Genomic DNA, 13,236 nt, shown 5'->3' with positions numbered 1-13,236 from the left:
ATAGGATGAGTGTATTGAGATTTGTATAGCTTTGGGGCGGTGCTATGGCTCCTGCAGTGTTCATCGAAAACCTGAAAAAGCATTATGGCTCTGTAGCGGCTGTTAAGGACGTGTCGCTGCAAGTCGAACCAGGTGAGATCTTTGGTCTTTTAGGTCCGAATGGGTCTGGCAAAACAACGACGTTGCGTTGCCTTTGTACCCTGGCTGAACCCGACGCTGGCAAAGTAGAAGTTGCTGGCATCTCTGTAATTGAGCAGCCTCGCCTTGCCCGACAGCATTTGGGCTACATTGCCCAAGAAGTAGCGCTAGATAAGGTGTTGACGGGGCGAGAGTTACTTCAGCTTCAAGCGGCGCTGTATCACCTCCCACGATCGATCGCCCAAGAACGCATCGGGATCGTCCTTAAGCTACTAGATCTAGAAAGCTACGCTGATAAAAAAACGGGCACCTATTCGGGTGGGCTGAAGAAGCGTCTAGATCTAGCAGCGGGACTCTTACACCAACCGCAAGTATTGGTTTTAGATGAGCCTACTGTTGGGCTAGACATCGAAAGCCGGATTGCTGTTTGGGACTTTCTCCGAGGACTGCGAGAACAGGGCACAACTGTCTTGCTTACCAGCCACTATCTTGAAGAAGTAGATGCACTCGCTGATCGGGTTGCCATTATTGATCAGGGCATGGTCATTGCATCCGGCAAGCCCTCAGCCCTGAAGGACAACGTAGGCGGCGATCGCATCACCCTCCGCATTCGTGAGTTTTCGCCTTTGGAAGAAGCTGAAAAAGCGAAGGCGCTGCTGCAAGACCTACCATCTGTACAGGAAGTCATCATCAACAGCGCTCAGGGCAACTCGCTTAACTTAGTTGTTCATCCTCAGAGCGATGCCCTTGCTATGGTTCAACAGGCCCTCCAAACCGTCGGCTTACCCACCTTTGGCATTGCTCAAGCACGTCCCAGTCTGGATGATGTTTATCTTGCTGCAACCGGTCGCACCCTGTTAGACGCTGAAATTGCGGCGGCTGGTAGTCGAGATACTAAGGCAGAACGAAAGCAGAATATGCGGTAATTGAGACGCAGTACTTGAGATGCAATAGAGGCAAGGAAATCAACAGAGGCAACGAAATAGATGTAGCCATCAACATTGACATCGACCTTGCCCATCTAGCTTTTCGCTCCTTCACCCCTTTACAGAGCCACGGTTGAACCGTCTTACACCTATGAGCACAACTATTACGCCGTCCAAAACTAATCCCAAGCCAATCCCGGCGATACAAACCTCCTCGGCGTTAAGCGACTTTTTGCAGGAAACTGGAGCGCTGACCCGTCGCCTTTTCATCCAATTGCAACGTCGCCCCTCAACGCTTATTGCAGGGATCGTGCAGCCAATTATGTGGTTGGTACTTTTTGGTGCACTGTTTCAGAACGCACCACAGGGTTTGTTTGGCACCGATGTTAGCTACGGGCAATTTTTGGGCGCAGGTGTGATTGTCTTCACAGCCTTTGGTGGGGCGCTAAATGCTGGTTTACCCGTGATGTTTGATCGCGAGTTTGGTTTTCTCAATCGCCTGCTTGTGGCTCCACTGGCATCTAGATTCTCAATCGTGATGGCATCAGCTATTTTTATCACCATACTGAGCTTAATTCAAACGGTGGCGATCGTGACAGTCAGCGCTCTGCTAGGGGCAGGTCTACCAAACGCACCTGGATTGGGACTTGTGGGTCTGATTGTGCTCCTGCTTGTGCTAGGCGTAACCGCCCTTAGCCTGGGACTATCGTTCTCCTTACCAGGTCACATCGAACTCATTGCCGTGATTTTTGTGACCAACCTGCCGCTGCTGTTTGCTAGTACGGCACTGGTACCGCTGTCATTCATGCCAACCTGGTTACAGTGGATTGCAACGCTTAATCCCCTCAGCTATGCGATTGAGCCGATCCGGTATGTCTATTTGCACAGCGATTGGTCATTAAGTAGCGTTGTGATGCACGCTCCCTGGGGTTCTGTCACGCTAGGAGCGTCGCTCTTGCTGCTACTTAGCTTTGATGTAGTCGCGCTAGTGCTGATTCAACCAAAACTGCGTCGATCGCTCGCTTAACAGCCCCTTAAAGCTGCCAAAGCGATCGCCAAATTGATCTTGGCTTTGGATGTTAAAATCTCAAGATGGAACTATTTGCCTGGTAGGTGCAGTCTTAGCGTATAGAAAGGTTAGGAATTCTCTTAATTAAGGTGTGTTGGGTAAAGGACGCTTTATGGCTAGAACAATGAACATTTCAACCATGTATACACGCAAGCTCACCCAGATAACCCTGAGCCTTACGGCTGTGATCGGTTTAGTAGCCGGGTTAGCTCAGTCTGCGTCAGCAGAACAGGTAGATGTTGCCCAACCCCAGGATATCTTCCAGGACCAGCAAAATAACGATCCTTTTTCGGGTCGGGGGGGCAATCAGGCTGGTAGCGTTATGGATCTAGTGCATCGAGCACAGCAGGCAGGCTCTCTCAGCTACGAAGACTTTCAAAGCCAGCAGCAAGAAAATCTTGATTCGGCAACAGCTGGTTTTCGGGAAGCCCAGAAGAAGCGCTTGAGTGGTTCACAAACCCCACCTGTGGTTACTCCAAGCCCAGCGCCAACAAGCCAATCGCCTTTGTAAAAAGCTACTTGCTGTAAAGGCACGAGTTAGCGTTCAGCGTGATGAGTTGGTCAAACGTTCTTTAGCTTCTTTCCCTTTCAGCTCTTACTTTTTAGGCGTTGGCTTTAGCCCAATTGGTTTAAATTCATAGAGTACGCGATTGCCAGAACGAAGCGGCTCGACAGTCATTAGACGTACCCCGCCCTGTCGATCGCCAGATGATAAAAAGCGAACTGGCTCGGTTGCCCCTGATGCCATGAAATCGGCTTGAGCTAAAACCCTCTGAATACCATTGCGGCTAGGTTCGCGTCTCATTGCTACGACTAGCGCTTGCGTCGCGTCATATGAAAGTGCTGTACGCCAGCTAATGGCAGCATTCCGTCCCCAAAGCTGCTCTGACTGCTGCTGAAACGGGAGCCTAGCTAGATCAGCCGGTACAGCAACAACCATATCAACTGCTTCCCTCCCTGCAACTTTCAGCACCTTAGCAGTAGAGATACTGTCACCTGCTAGCACCTTTAAGCGACGACGATTAAGCTGCACAATCTGGATTGCACGATCAGAAACATTGCTATCGGGTGCCAGCATCATAACTTCAGCACCACTTGCGATCGCCATCTCAACACTATCAGCCGCATCAAAATCAGGTCGAGAGAGGTCAAACTCGTTCATGATCTCGACACCGTTGTAAAACAGCGCATTTTTGAATTCGGTTTTGAGCGATAGACTGTAGGCGCTGGCAGCATTAAAAAAAACAACCACTTTACGCTTCTTCATTTGATTGAGCATATGGCTACTCAGAGCCTTCGCCGTCAAACGATCGCTCGGCATAGTGCGAAAAATATAGCTACCCACATTTGATAGCTGTACGGCTGAACTCAGCGGTGATACCAAAACAAGCTGATTGGCTTGATAGACAGCAGCAGCAGACAGAGTTGTATCGCTGATCCCATGCCCAACTACACCCAAAATTTCTGGTTGGTCTACCAGAAGCTTTGCTAGCTGTTGAGCCGTTTCCGGCTGATTGTCATCGTTAACGATCGTCACCTTGAGACGTGTTCCACCAATGCCACCCGCTTGATTCACATCGTCTTGCGCCTTGGCAACCCCTCGCAGAATTTCGAGCGCCGACCCAAAGGTATCGCCTAGCGGCACAGCAGCTGCAATCGTATAAGACTTTTCCGTGCCAATACGGGCGTTGTTGAGATAAATCAAGGTCTCAGGATCACTACGATCGCTCCTTCGCGCTGCCTCCAAGGCTACAACTGCTTTTGTATAATTCTTGGCAGCAAGCTGCTCAACGCCTTCTTGCTTTTTAGGATTCGCTTGCCAATCACTAAGCAACTTTTCGCCTGTACTCATGCGATCGTTCAACGCCTTCTGTACTGGGTTGATCGCTAGCTCAGTGGTGGGCGGTAGCGGAGTGGGCGAGAAACCACGTACCCAAAAGACCAGAGCAAGGGCAGCGACGATTGCTCCACCCGCGATCGCCAGCACTTTCACACTCTTACGATTGGGGTCTGAGCGTAAAGTATGATGATCAGGCTGAAACTGTGTTTGCTTAGTAGGCGTTAACGTCAGTGACTTTGCCGTGTGTCTGACGGTCAAGGCATTTGCAGTGCGAACAGGCAGCATTAGACCAGTAGCAACTTGCTGGAGCGCCTGCCGAGCTTCTAAAGCAGACTGATAGCGGTGGATATAGTGGTAACAAATCATCTGATCCAGAAATGCCGCCAACGGCTCACCCACTTGCACCTGGTCACGCCAAATAATCTCAGAGGTATTAAAGTCCTGAGGCAACTGAGATGGGCGCATCCCCGTTAAGGTCTGAATCGCCACCATGCCTAAAGAATAGAGATCGCTGCTAAACTGCGGTCTACCTAAACATTGTTCACTCGCACCGTAACCCGAGGTGTAAATCGGGATGCTGAAGCTGGTTTCACCTGTTGCCTCAGCGATCGTGTTGCCAAGGGTTTTCACCGCACCAAAATCAATCAGCACAAAGTGCCCATCGCGATCGCGGCGAATCAGGTTTTCTGGCTTGATATCCCGGTGAATGACTCCTTGAGCATGGACAAACTCCAAAACACTCAGGACATCATCTAATAACGCTATCACCTGGCTCTCAGTAAAGCGAACACCCTCTGTCAACTCATCGCTTAACGGATGTCCCTCAATAAACTCTTGAACTAGGTAAAACTCCTGCTCCTCTTCAAAATAGGCAAGCAGTTGCGGAATCTGATCATGCCGACCCAAGCGCTCCAGTGTTTCTGCCTCTGTTTGAAAGAGCCGCCGCACTTGTTGAAGCACTAACGCATTAGAACTAGCAAAGGTCAGATGTTTAAGCACACAGCGCGGCTTACCAGGACGCTGAGTATCTTCGGCAATATAAGTATGACCAAAGCCTCCCGATCCCAGGACATTGATCACTCTATAGCGCGCACCGAGAAGTTCACCCAGCATTGCATCCACAGCCTGACGTAATCTTGCCCCACTTCTGGCAACAAAATTACTTTTCCTTGACTCTACCGTGATGCTGCTGATCCTGCCAGAGGGCGCACAGTCAAGTGTCAAAAGAAACCCTTAAGGAAAGAGAAGACTTGAAGAACGCTATTATCTAAAACAACGTGATCGAAGATCAACAGCTACATTGCTTTAGAAACTTATGCCAGTAAAAGTGGCGGCAACTGTAAAAACGCTTCCAGGCTAAAGGCTTTCCAGGTAACTCAACAAATCTGCCATTTCTTGTGGACTAGGCTGAAACTGGGGCATAGGGGGGGTTTGCCCGCTAATCACCTGATGGATCATACTAACCTTAGACTTCCGATTGGATATCTCTCGCAGGCTTGGTCCAACCCGACCCGCAGCCTCCGTACCATGGCAGCCAGCGCAATTCATCAAAAAAATGGCATGACCCTGTACAGAATCACCCTTGATTGCTAAAACATCCTGCATATAAGGCGAAGACGCACGAAACTGATAAACCCCTAGAACAGCTAAGAAGGCTGCAAAACAGAGGGCTAACAGCATGAGAGCAATCCGCTGAATCAACCTTTCGTTAGTAGGAAGCTGATTATCCAAAAGTTTTCAAGCCGCACAAAAGAGTGTTGTCGAATCAAGATAGCAATCCGTCGACTTCTCTATTTTAAAGCTTCTTCAGATAACTTTGCAATTCTCTCAGACTCTAAAAGTGCAAGCAACAAACGTAGCGCTTTCATCTTTAGTCCAAAGCTGTTAAGACTGCACCTTCTGTCCCCCAAAACCTATCTGTCTTTGCTGCGCTTTGGTCATGAACCTAGTACGATGAGAAGAGAATATGCAACTTACGTAAAAATTACTGATTCAAAAGGAGCTGTAACTTGGTAGAGCCACTTCTTTCAGGTATTGTGCTTGGGCTAATCCCCATCACCCTTGCCGGACTATTCGTCGCTGCCTATCTTCAATATAAGCGTGGCAACCAACTCGGTCTTTAGCCTGCTAAAGCGTTCTCTTCAAGTACCGAAGCCCAGTTATATACTGGGCTTTTTCGATCGCCAAACTTTTTCTGTGCTGCATGGGTTAGTGAAAAAACACTTCTTCGCCTTTAAGACTTGTAGAGGATAGGTCAAGCTTTATCGTGCTTGTAATGCACACAATAACTCCGAAGGCTTCCCTCATAGAGAGTGCCGCAACGTTATTCAAAAGCCGCTCGATCGCTTCAGACGCTACTTGGCGACCAGGGTGACCTACACAGCAAGCCTTTTGCCTAAAGAAGCTCGAAGCCATCAAACAAGCTCACATTCCACTCCGTAATGCTCCAGCAAACTGCAAGTATCGTGATCAACAAGATTGGTATCACTTAATTCGAGGTTGTAAAAATCAACCCAGGGATCATCAAAATATGGTCCTGCGTGCCAAGTGCCGACTTCTAACTTGATAAAGCAATTACCAGGAATGCGGAACGCCACAACATCCTCCAAGCGAGGAAGTGCTGCTTGACTTGGCGGCGCAACTGCCAGCAACCATTCCTTACCTTCTAAAGACCCTAAGCACTGTGTACAGAGCTGATGCCGCGTGATCTGATGAAACTTCCGCCCGCGTTGATGTAGTCGCATGATGTAGAAGTGAGGAATTCCATTTTGCAGTTGTAACTGTGCATCCTTCAAGCCAAAAGGTCTATGGTCACTCGAAGCGATGATCACCTGACCAAAAGGGTGAAAAGACTCTGAAGTAATCAACTGGGCACGAATTGTTTGCAGCAGTTTAGCTTCCATCATTGAACGCAGTGATCTTGGAGTTAATTGTAAGGTGCGAAAAGAAGCAAGTCAGTTATCTCCAGCAGAACGTTGATATCTGACCCCACAGCCAAGCTGTACCGAAAGCTTCAAGTAGAAGCACTCTAATGCCAACGCAAAGTGCTTTGTATCCAACAAGGTTAGCTATTTTGTACCAAACAGTCGATCGCCAGCATCACCTAACCCAGGCACAATATACCCATGCTCGTCCAGCTTTTCATCAATTGCAGCTGTAAAAATTGGTACATCTGGATGCTGCTCATGAAAATTATGAATACCTTCAGGTGCCGCTAACAAGCACACTAACTTTAGCGATCGTGGATTAGTCTGCTTCAATCGTTGAACAGCCGCAGCTGCCGAGTTACCCGTAGCTACCATAGGGTCAACTACTAACATATCGCGCTCTTCAATGTCATGTGGCACCTTAAAGTAATATTCCACTGGCACCAAAGTTGTCGGCTCTCGATACAAACCAATATGCCCTACTCTTGCAGACGGCATTAGCTGTAGCATGCCATCCAAAATGCCCTGACCGGCACGCATAATAGAGACAATAACAAGCTTTTTATCAGGAGCCAAAACTGGGGCAGACATCTCGCAAATTGGCGTTTTAATTAATTCCTGTTTGAGCGGCAAATCGCGTGTTACTTCATAAGCTAGCAACATACTAACCTCGGTCATGAGCGATCGAAACTTAGCAGTACTAGTCTCTACACGCCGCATAAGTGTAAGTTTATGTTGAATTAAGGGATGATCGATAACTGTGACGCTATGTGCCATAGATAGAACTCTTTATAGATGCAACAGTAATACATAGCATCGTTTAGTTAGTAGCCCTCCAACTATAGCGGTCCTATCTGGATGATGAGCAAGAATTCCACTAGAAGCCTTGCTCACTAAGCCTCTCAATCTCACAACTGATTTAGGACTGCTATAGAAACATTTGCTGTACCCAAAGTACATTAAGGTAGGTATTTCTGTACTACGTCCCAACCTGTCAATGAAACCCAGCATAACCCTATAAAAAGTACAGCATTAGTACTGACATGCAGCCACCGTGCCCAAGGCTTCAAGAGCTTTATCTGTACAGCGCTCCAAGCAGAAAGAAAAACTAAACTTACTACAATTAACCCTGCTAGCAAGTGCCATGAATGACCTAAACTGCCGAAATGACCTAATGTACCGACAATACCAATCCCTAAAAGAAGCAGCACTAATACAACAAGTACCCCACCCGTCAAAAAGTGTAAGGTACGAAGCCAATAAGAATAAATCTTCTGCTGACGCTGAACAGCTATGCTCACACCTGATGCTGCCAACAAAAAATAAGCAGCAATCGTAAAACCCATCGACCATGCTGCAATCTTCCACAACCAAAGAAAAGATGGTAAAGGCATACTTCAAACTCCAGCTAGCCTTAATGGTTTGCCCCGTATCTATTAAGCAAAATTACATAGCCGAGCAACGAACAGTATAGCTTTTCCAGGTTTTAGCTGTGGAAGAGTAATACTGTCTCAGGCTCTGTGAATATAGTTGATTTTTTTTAACCACGTAATCGTACTGCAACTGCAAACAAATCTTAGGTGAAGGCAATCGAAATTAAAATGAGTGTGAACGTTCCGAAGGTTTTCAACCCTAACCTTGGGTGGAGAACAGAGATGAGCAGAGCGTCGTCGAAAGCAGCACCAACACTTGAAAAACTCGTTGCGTTGCCAACGGTAGCTTGCGGAACGAATACTCCAGAAACAGGTTTTGCACCCTTTCATTCTGTTATTTTGTAGAACTGATAGAGTCAGCCCCTTATCCAGGGCTATTTCACTTTAAATAGAGACATTAGTGTGCCTAGTCCAAAGCCTCATAGCTTCTGTGCTTAAGCCATGTTAGCAAAACCATGGTCACGATAAAGATTGAGCGCGTAATTTCGCGCTAGAGCCCAGCTCTGTACCAACGGGGGGTGCAGATGCGAGAAGCATCTTTGCCTTGAGTCACATAATGCACTTTGTTCTCCACCGCCCAGAGCCCTGAATCTGGTCGGCAAATGACTGGGCTGTCTCGGTAAAGGGACAATGTAATACCAAATTGAAAAAAGAGAGTGACAGATGAGACACTAACTTCTAGCGTGTTGAGGAAGTGGCAATAGCAGGCATCACTCGGATTAAAATTCGAGAAACGATAGCAGAGCTAGAAGCATTGCTCCAACAGTACTCGAACCCCCACCTGAAAGAGCGGTTGCAAGTGTTGTACTTGCTGCAATTACCGAATGCGATGAGCGTCAGTGCGATTGCGAAAGTTACTAGACGGCATCAGGGCAGTGTGCAGCGATGGTTGAGCCAGTATTGCGACAACAGGTTGACGGGATTGCTAGAAACACGACAGAGTTCCGGGCGATCGATTGTCATTCTAACCTAGGGGCAGTGACTCGCTTGAAACGGCACTTGGATGACCCGAAAGGCGGTTTTGACAGCTACATGCAAGTGCAGCAATAGTTATCTAAGACCTTGAACATTGAAGCGAAATATGCAACGGTGCATCACCTCGTGCGCTATCGCTTGGGTGCAAAGCTCAAAGCCGCCCGTCCAGTTCATGCGAAGCAGGACCTGAAAGCCCTAGAGGCGTTTCAGCAAATCTTAGTGAGGACCTGCTCCTGCTCAAGCAGTATGCTGCGCTCACAAAACCCGAGTATTAACCTAAAGCGATTTTCGTCTTGAGGAAAGTCGCTTTGGGTTGAAGACAATCGTTAGGCGCTTAATTACTAGTTTGGAAGTCAAACCACTATGCAGTTGGCAATGGCAGTTCAAAGCCTTTTGGATCTACGGTCCGGTAGATCCAACGACTGGAGAGCAGTTCTTTTTGCAGTTTACGCCTGTTGGTAGCGACTGCTGCCAGCTTTTTCTCAATCAGTTCTCTCAAGCCTATCCTGGTACGCTCAATGTTCTGCAAGGCGATAATGGGGCGTTTCACAAAGCCAAAACCCTCCTGGTTCCCGATAGTACATCTGATACTTATTGTTTCAACCACCTTACTGTCCTGAATTGAACCCGTACGCCTTTGGCGGGGCGAAGCCCTATGAACGCTTGTGGCAGCACTTGAAGAGAGACCCGCGCGCGCTGGGGATTGTTCAAGAATTTGACCTAACTCCAAACCTAAGTAGACAAACTCATTGCTGCGTTGGCACCCAAAACGATTGCTTCTGTCACTAGCTTCCGCTTTATTGTAGAAGCCCTATCTGTCGCAGAGATTTTTTGATTTGGTATAACCTGAGTTAGGGTTAAGCCGAAGGCTAAAACTTCTACTATGACTAGCCTGAGCCTGGCAACCAGCCAGTCGTTTTTCTCAATAAGACCTGCTACTGAAAGTATTTGTAACTATGGATCTCATTGACAGGACCTGACCAAGAGCATGGTAGCAAGTCACGGAAAGCTAGGGCTTCTGGCGATTCCTTATCCCGAACTGATGTTAAGAACAGTCTCCATTGCCTCACACAATGTGTTGCAGTAGCGTAACTGTTTGCGAATATGACTTTTCAACCATGCTCAGCATTTCTCAATGCGATTGAGATCAGGCGAATAAGGGGGCAGATAGACGACTTAAGCACCTGTGGCTGCAATCAGTTAAGCAATACGTCCACCATGATGTAAAAGTAGCATTATTATCTACAATCACCCACTCTTCAGGCTGGAGTACCGGGATAAAGCAGGTTTCTAACCAAATCGCAAAAACAGTGCGGTTGCAAGCACCTTCAATAGTAAAGGGAGCAATGAGTTGACCGTCTCGATACTCTGCAATCATGTTGACTCGTCCTTGACGGCGACGTAACTTCTGCCCGAGAAAGCCCCTGCTGGCAACCAGCTGTACCCATAGTCATCTCGCTCATCCATGACGGACTCATCAACGTACACTAGATGCGCTGCTTTTAAGTCTCCTAACTGTTGAAAGCATTGGGCGCGTTTGGCTGCATCCCGTTCAAGATACCCGTAAGTCTTTTTTTTGCGCCAAGCCTAGCTTCGCTAGGGCGCGTGAAATCGTGCGGTCGCTGATTGTGCCTTGCCACAATTGCGCCATCTCGCCCTGGGTCTTATCCCTGTGCTCTTTAACGAACACCCGAAACTGCTCCCAATCTTTAATTTTCTGCCGTTTGCTTACTTGAGGTCTTGGCTGTGCTTGCCCATCATCCGTCTCCGCCTTGTGTTAAAGTCACAGGCTGATCGTGTTGCGTCTAATAGAATAACTCACTGGCTTCGCTTTTCTTAAGACCATCGAGTTCAATCGCTTACATAACTTTCTGACTGAAATCGTAACTGGACAATTTTGCCGTAGTCATAGAAGAAGAGCACTACTACTGCTTATAGTTCAACGTGAGTTCGAGTTAAGCTGGAAGCAACAAATTGTGGTCTGAATGTTCAATTTGAGAAATATTCTTTAACCGGCTAATAATGGTCTCGATAATCGAACGCTTACGCAGCATCAGACGGTCATTGAGCAGCAGAAATCGTTGTTTCATCTTGTATTTGAGCTTCGTGATGAGTTGAACCCTGCGGTTTGCAGCAATTATGTGGCAAGCTTTTGTGAGACATAGCCTTTGTCTGCAAACACTTTGCCAAACAACTGTTGCAGCAACTCAGGTAATGCATTCGGTCATCGGTATTACCGGAAGTCAGCATGATGTTGAGCAGTTCTCCTTGGGGTAGTCATGCATAGTAATGATCAAGTTCTCAAGGATGCATTGTAGTGATGCACAAAATCCCAAATTGCCCCAATGTGGTTGCTCAACTTTCTGAAATAGGGCAAGGTTTTGCATACTAAGCGCCCTACTCGTTGTCGCAATGTTTTGTAAACCGCTCAATATTATAGCTCGTGTATCCTGTTTCCTTGCCCACAGCGCGATATCGTTGGCTCGGGATCACTTGCATATAGGCTTGCCAAAAATTGGTATGGCATAGGGTATATATTGGTGATAAATGCGCGGCAACGACTGTCATAGCACTTCAGCACTATGCTGGCTGTAGTCACTGCTGTAGACACAGACAACCTCTCGAGTCTGTTGGTCTAAAGCAAATTAAAGCCACTGTTTGTTCTATTTATGTCTAACGAAAGACTACATCTCACCACATTGCAGTATCAACTTGCCAACTTTTTTGGAGTAACGTTAACTGCCTGTAGCAAAGCATAATATTTTTTATCACAGACAGCTGCAACCACCGTTCTAACACCCCAGTGACACGCGTAATGGCTGCTAGCAGCAACCGTTCTTTCAGTAGTTTCTCAATCAAGTTTCGTATTGCTTGATCAATGAGTTGACGGCTAGGATACTCGACAAACTGCCGCTTACAGCCCTAACACCGAAACCGTTGCTTGCCATAATAAGTGCGTTCATATTTGACAGTTTGCGCTAAGGTAAGCTGGCGGCGCTGCATAAGTTCTAGTACATAACAGATGACCTGTCTAGCTTACAGATTTATTGTTACTATACGGCACTACCTTCCTCTGTCATTAACCGCCAAATGCAACTTGAACCAAAGAAGCAATCAACTGAGGTTTTGTAACGTGCTGCAAGGTTGTCAAACACTTTGTATTGAGCGATGCAACGGTTGTGACAGATGCGCAGCGAGGTTAAACCCATAAAACTGATGCCGCTGCACTTGCCAAAGCATGAACGTAGATAGATGCACATCGATACTAACGTGTCGGGAACCCATTCGATGAATTGCGGGTAGCTAACGAATACGGGAAATGCATTTTTCCACTCAGTCTGCAACTTTTCTTAGTAGTAAGTTTTGAAATTGCGGCAGCACCACTGATGGAATTCAATCAAGACCGTCATGATTTCGCTCAATCTCAGACTTCGAGGTCGATTACGAAGATGCAACCCAAAGTCCAAAAGCTGCTGTTTCGAGCATAGTCTAAAGCTTTTACGGAAATTATCGATGGAGCAGAACAGGTCTTCTAGACTAAGCACAAGGGCAGGCTTGGCATGGGATTTTAGCATTTTCAGCCTATCGGATTTGCCCTTTTCTTATCCTAATTCTTATCCCTAACTTAGATTAGTTTAAGCCCTAACTGAACTGGCAACAGCTATAATACCAACGCACACGATCACTGTGAAGCTGTTTACATCTGTTCTCTCAAGACTGGCTGAACAAACTTTTCAGTGCCTCTAGGTCTATATCTGATAAGCGCTACAGAGGCGGTTGTAAGCTACGTTCCTACAACTGCCTCAATAGCGGCGAGAAGGATTTAAGCAGGAGGTTACTCAACAGAACGGTGGAATAGCCGCATTGGACTACCCCACCATTTGCCTAAGAATCAACCTGGCACCGAGCTATTTTTGCAGGGAGCTAC

The 13,236-nt window shown here is 47.2% G+C and carries 11 protein-coding genes and 3 pseudogenes; 6 read left to right on the top strand and 8 right to left on the bottom strand.

Annotated features, from left to right (window positions below):
- Positions 1 to 44 precede the first annotated feature (44 nt).
- From H6F86_RS08610 to H6F86_RS08600, 3 genes are all read left to right on the top strand, one after another.
- A complete protein-coding gene (locus H6F86_RS08610; protein ID WP_190448083.1) occupies positions 45 to 1,064 on the top strand; it encodes an ABC transporter ATP-binding protein in 1,020 nt (339 codons plus the stop codon).
- A 151-nt stretch (positions 1,065 to 1,215) separates the two neighbouring features.
- Entirely contained in the window at positions 1,216 to 2,091 is an 876-nt protein-coding gene (locus H6F86_RS08605; RefSeq protein WP_190448081.1) for an ABC transporter permease, read from the top strand.
- A 166-nt stretch (positions 2,092 to 2,257) separates the two neighbouring features.
- Entirely contained in the window at positions 2,258 to 2,644 is a 387-nt protein-coding gene (locus H6F86_RS08600) for a hypothetical protein (protein WP_190448080.1), read from the top strand.
- 84 nt (positions 2,645 to 2,728) lie between these two features.
- Here the strand turns inward: H6F86_RS08600 and H6F86_RS08595 are convergent, their stop codons facing one another.
- Both H6F86_RS08595 and H6F86_RS08590 read right to left on the bottom strand, forming a co-directional pair.
- Positions 2,729 to 5,197 (bottom strand): bifunctional serine/threonine-protein kinase/ABC transporter substrate-binding protein, encoded by a 2,469-nt coding sequence (locus tag H6F86_RS08595; protein WP_190448078.1) that lies wholly within the window; start codon positions 5,195 to 5,197, stop codon positions 2,729 to 2,731.
- Positions 5,198 to 5,329: 132 nt separating this feature from the next.
- Positions 5,330 to 5,653 carry a cytochrome c gene (locus H6F86_RS08590; protein WP_199305166.1) on the bottom strand — a complete coding sequence of 108 codons (324 nt, stop codon included), beginning with the start codon at positions 5,651 to 5,653 and terminating at the stop codon, positions 5,330 to 5,332.
- Positions 5,654 to 5,982: 329 nt separating this feature from the next.
- Between H6F86_RS08590 and petG the strand changes: the two genes are divergently transcribed.
- Positions 5,983 to 6,096: a cytochrome b6-f complex subunit V gene (gene petG / locus H6F86_RS08585; RefSeq protein ID WP_075600448.1), complete on the top strand. Its 114-nt coding sequence runs from the start codon at positions 5,983 to 5,985 to the stop codon at positions 6,094 to 6,096.
- Between the two features lie 291 nt (positions 6,097 to 6,387).
- On the opposite strand, the gene H6F86_RS08580 is transcribed toward petG, so the two are convergent.
- The 3 genes from H6F86_RS08580 to H6F86_RS08570 all read right to left on the bottom strand — a co-directional run bounded on the left by H6F86_RS08580 (position 6,388) and on the right by H6F86_RS08570 (position 8,294).
- The gene (locus tag H6F86_RS08580; RefSeq protein WP_190448074.1) at positions 6,388 to 6,879 is read right to left on the bottom strand and encodes an ureidoglycolate lyase; all 492 of its coding nucleotides are present in this window, start codon (positions 6,877 to 6,879) and stop codon (positions 6,388 to 6,390) included.
- A gap of 162 nt (positions 6,880 to 7,041) precedes the next feature.
- The gene (gene upp / locus H6F86_RS08575) at positions 7,042 to 7,677 is read right to left on the bottom strand and encodes a uracil phosphoribosyltransferase (protein WP_190448072.1); all 636 of its coding nucleotides are present in this window, start codon (positions 7,675 to 7,677) and stop codon (positions 7,042 to 7,044) included.
- Between the two features lie 182 nt (positions 7,678 to 7,859).
- A complete protein-coding gene (locus H6F86_RS08570; RefSeq protein WP_190448070.1) occupies positions 7,860 to 8,294 on the bottom strand; it encodes a DUF4079 domain-containing protein in 435 nt (144 codons plus the stop codon).
- 733 nt (positions 8,295 to 9,027) lie between these two features.
- Between H6F86_RS08570 and H6F86_RS33105 the strand changes: the two genes are divergently transcribed.
- Together H6F86_RS33105 and H6F86_RS08560 are read left to right on the top strand one after the other, a co-directional pair.
- Positions 9,028 to 9,306 carry a helix-turn-helix domain-containing protein gene (locus H6F86_RS33105; RefSeq protein WP_190448068.1) on the top strand — a complete coding sequence of 93 codons (279 nt, stop codon included), beginning with the start codon at positions 9,028 to 9,030 and terminating at the stop codon, positions 9,304 to 9,306.
- A 348-nt stretch (positions 9,307 to 9,654) separates the two neighbouring features.
- The gene (locus tag H6F86_RS08560) at positions 9,655 to 9,933 is read left to right on the top strand and encodes a hypothetical protein (RefSeq protein ID WP_190448067.1); all 279 of its coding nucleotides are present in this window, start codon (positions 9,655 to 9,657) and stop codon (positions 9,931 to 9,933) included.
- 404 nt (positions 9,934 to 10,337) lie between these two features.
- Here the strand turns inward: H6F86_RS08560 and H6F86_RS08555 are convergent.
- The 3 pseudogenes from H6F86_RS08555 to H6F86_RS08545 form a co-directional block, all read right to left on the bottom strand.
- Positions 10,338 to 11,164: pseudogene (locus H6F86_RS08555) on the bottom strand (IS630 family transposase).
- Positions 11,165 to 11,284: 120 nt separating this feature from the next.
- A pseudogene (locus H6F86_RS32140) lies at positions 11,285 to 11,502 on the bottom strand (transposase); the annotation flags it as partial.
- Positions 11,503 to 11,601: 99 nt separating this feature from the next.
- A pseudogene (locus H6F86_RS08545) lies at positions 11,602 to 12,311 on the bottom strand (IS1 family transposase).
- Positions 12,312 to 13,236: the final 925 nt, after the last annotated feature.

This window comes from Phormidium sp. FACHB-592, from assembly GCF_014695795.1.
In the GTDB taxonomy this organism is placed as follows: domain Bacteria; phylum Cyanobacteriota; class Cyanobacteriia; order Leptolyngbyales; family Leptolyngbyaceae; genus Stenomitos.
Note: the sequence above shows the minus strand (reverse complement) of the source record. Positions and strands in the feature narration are given on the sequence as shown.

What these genes read in the sequence shown, in the direction of transcription:
- H6F86_RS08580 (WP_190448074.1), bottom strand. Translation starts at nt 6,879, where the DNA reads ATGATGGAAGCTAAACTGCTGCAAACAATTCGTGCCCAGTTGATTACT.
- H6F86_RS08590 (WP_199305166.1), bottom strand. Translation starts at nt 5,653, where the DNA reads ATGCTGTTAGCCCTCTGTTTTGCAGCCTTCTTAGCTGTTCTAGGGGTT.
- H6F86_RS08605 (WP_190448081.1), top strand. Translation starts at nt 1,216, where the DNA reads ATGAGCACAACTATTACGCCGTCCAAAACTAATCCCAAGCCAATCCCG.
- upp (WP_190448072.1), bottom strand. Translation starts at nt 7,677, where the DNA reads ATGGCACATAGCGTCACAGTTATCGATCATCCCTTAATTCAACATAAA.
- H6F86_RS08610 (WP_190448083.1), top strand. Translation starts at nt 45, where the DNA reads ATGGCTCCTGCAGTGTTCATCGAAAACCTGAAAAAGCATTATGGCTCT.
- H6F86_RS08570 (WP_190448070.1), bottom strand. Translation starts at nt 8,294, where the DNA reads ATGCCTTTACCATCTTTTCTTTGGTTGTGGAAGATTGCAGCATGGTCG.
- H6F86_RS08600 (WP_190448080.1), top strand. Translation starts at nt 2,258, where the DNA reads ATGAACATTTCAACCATGTATACACGCAAGCTCACCCAGATAACCCTG.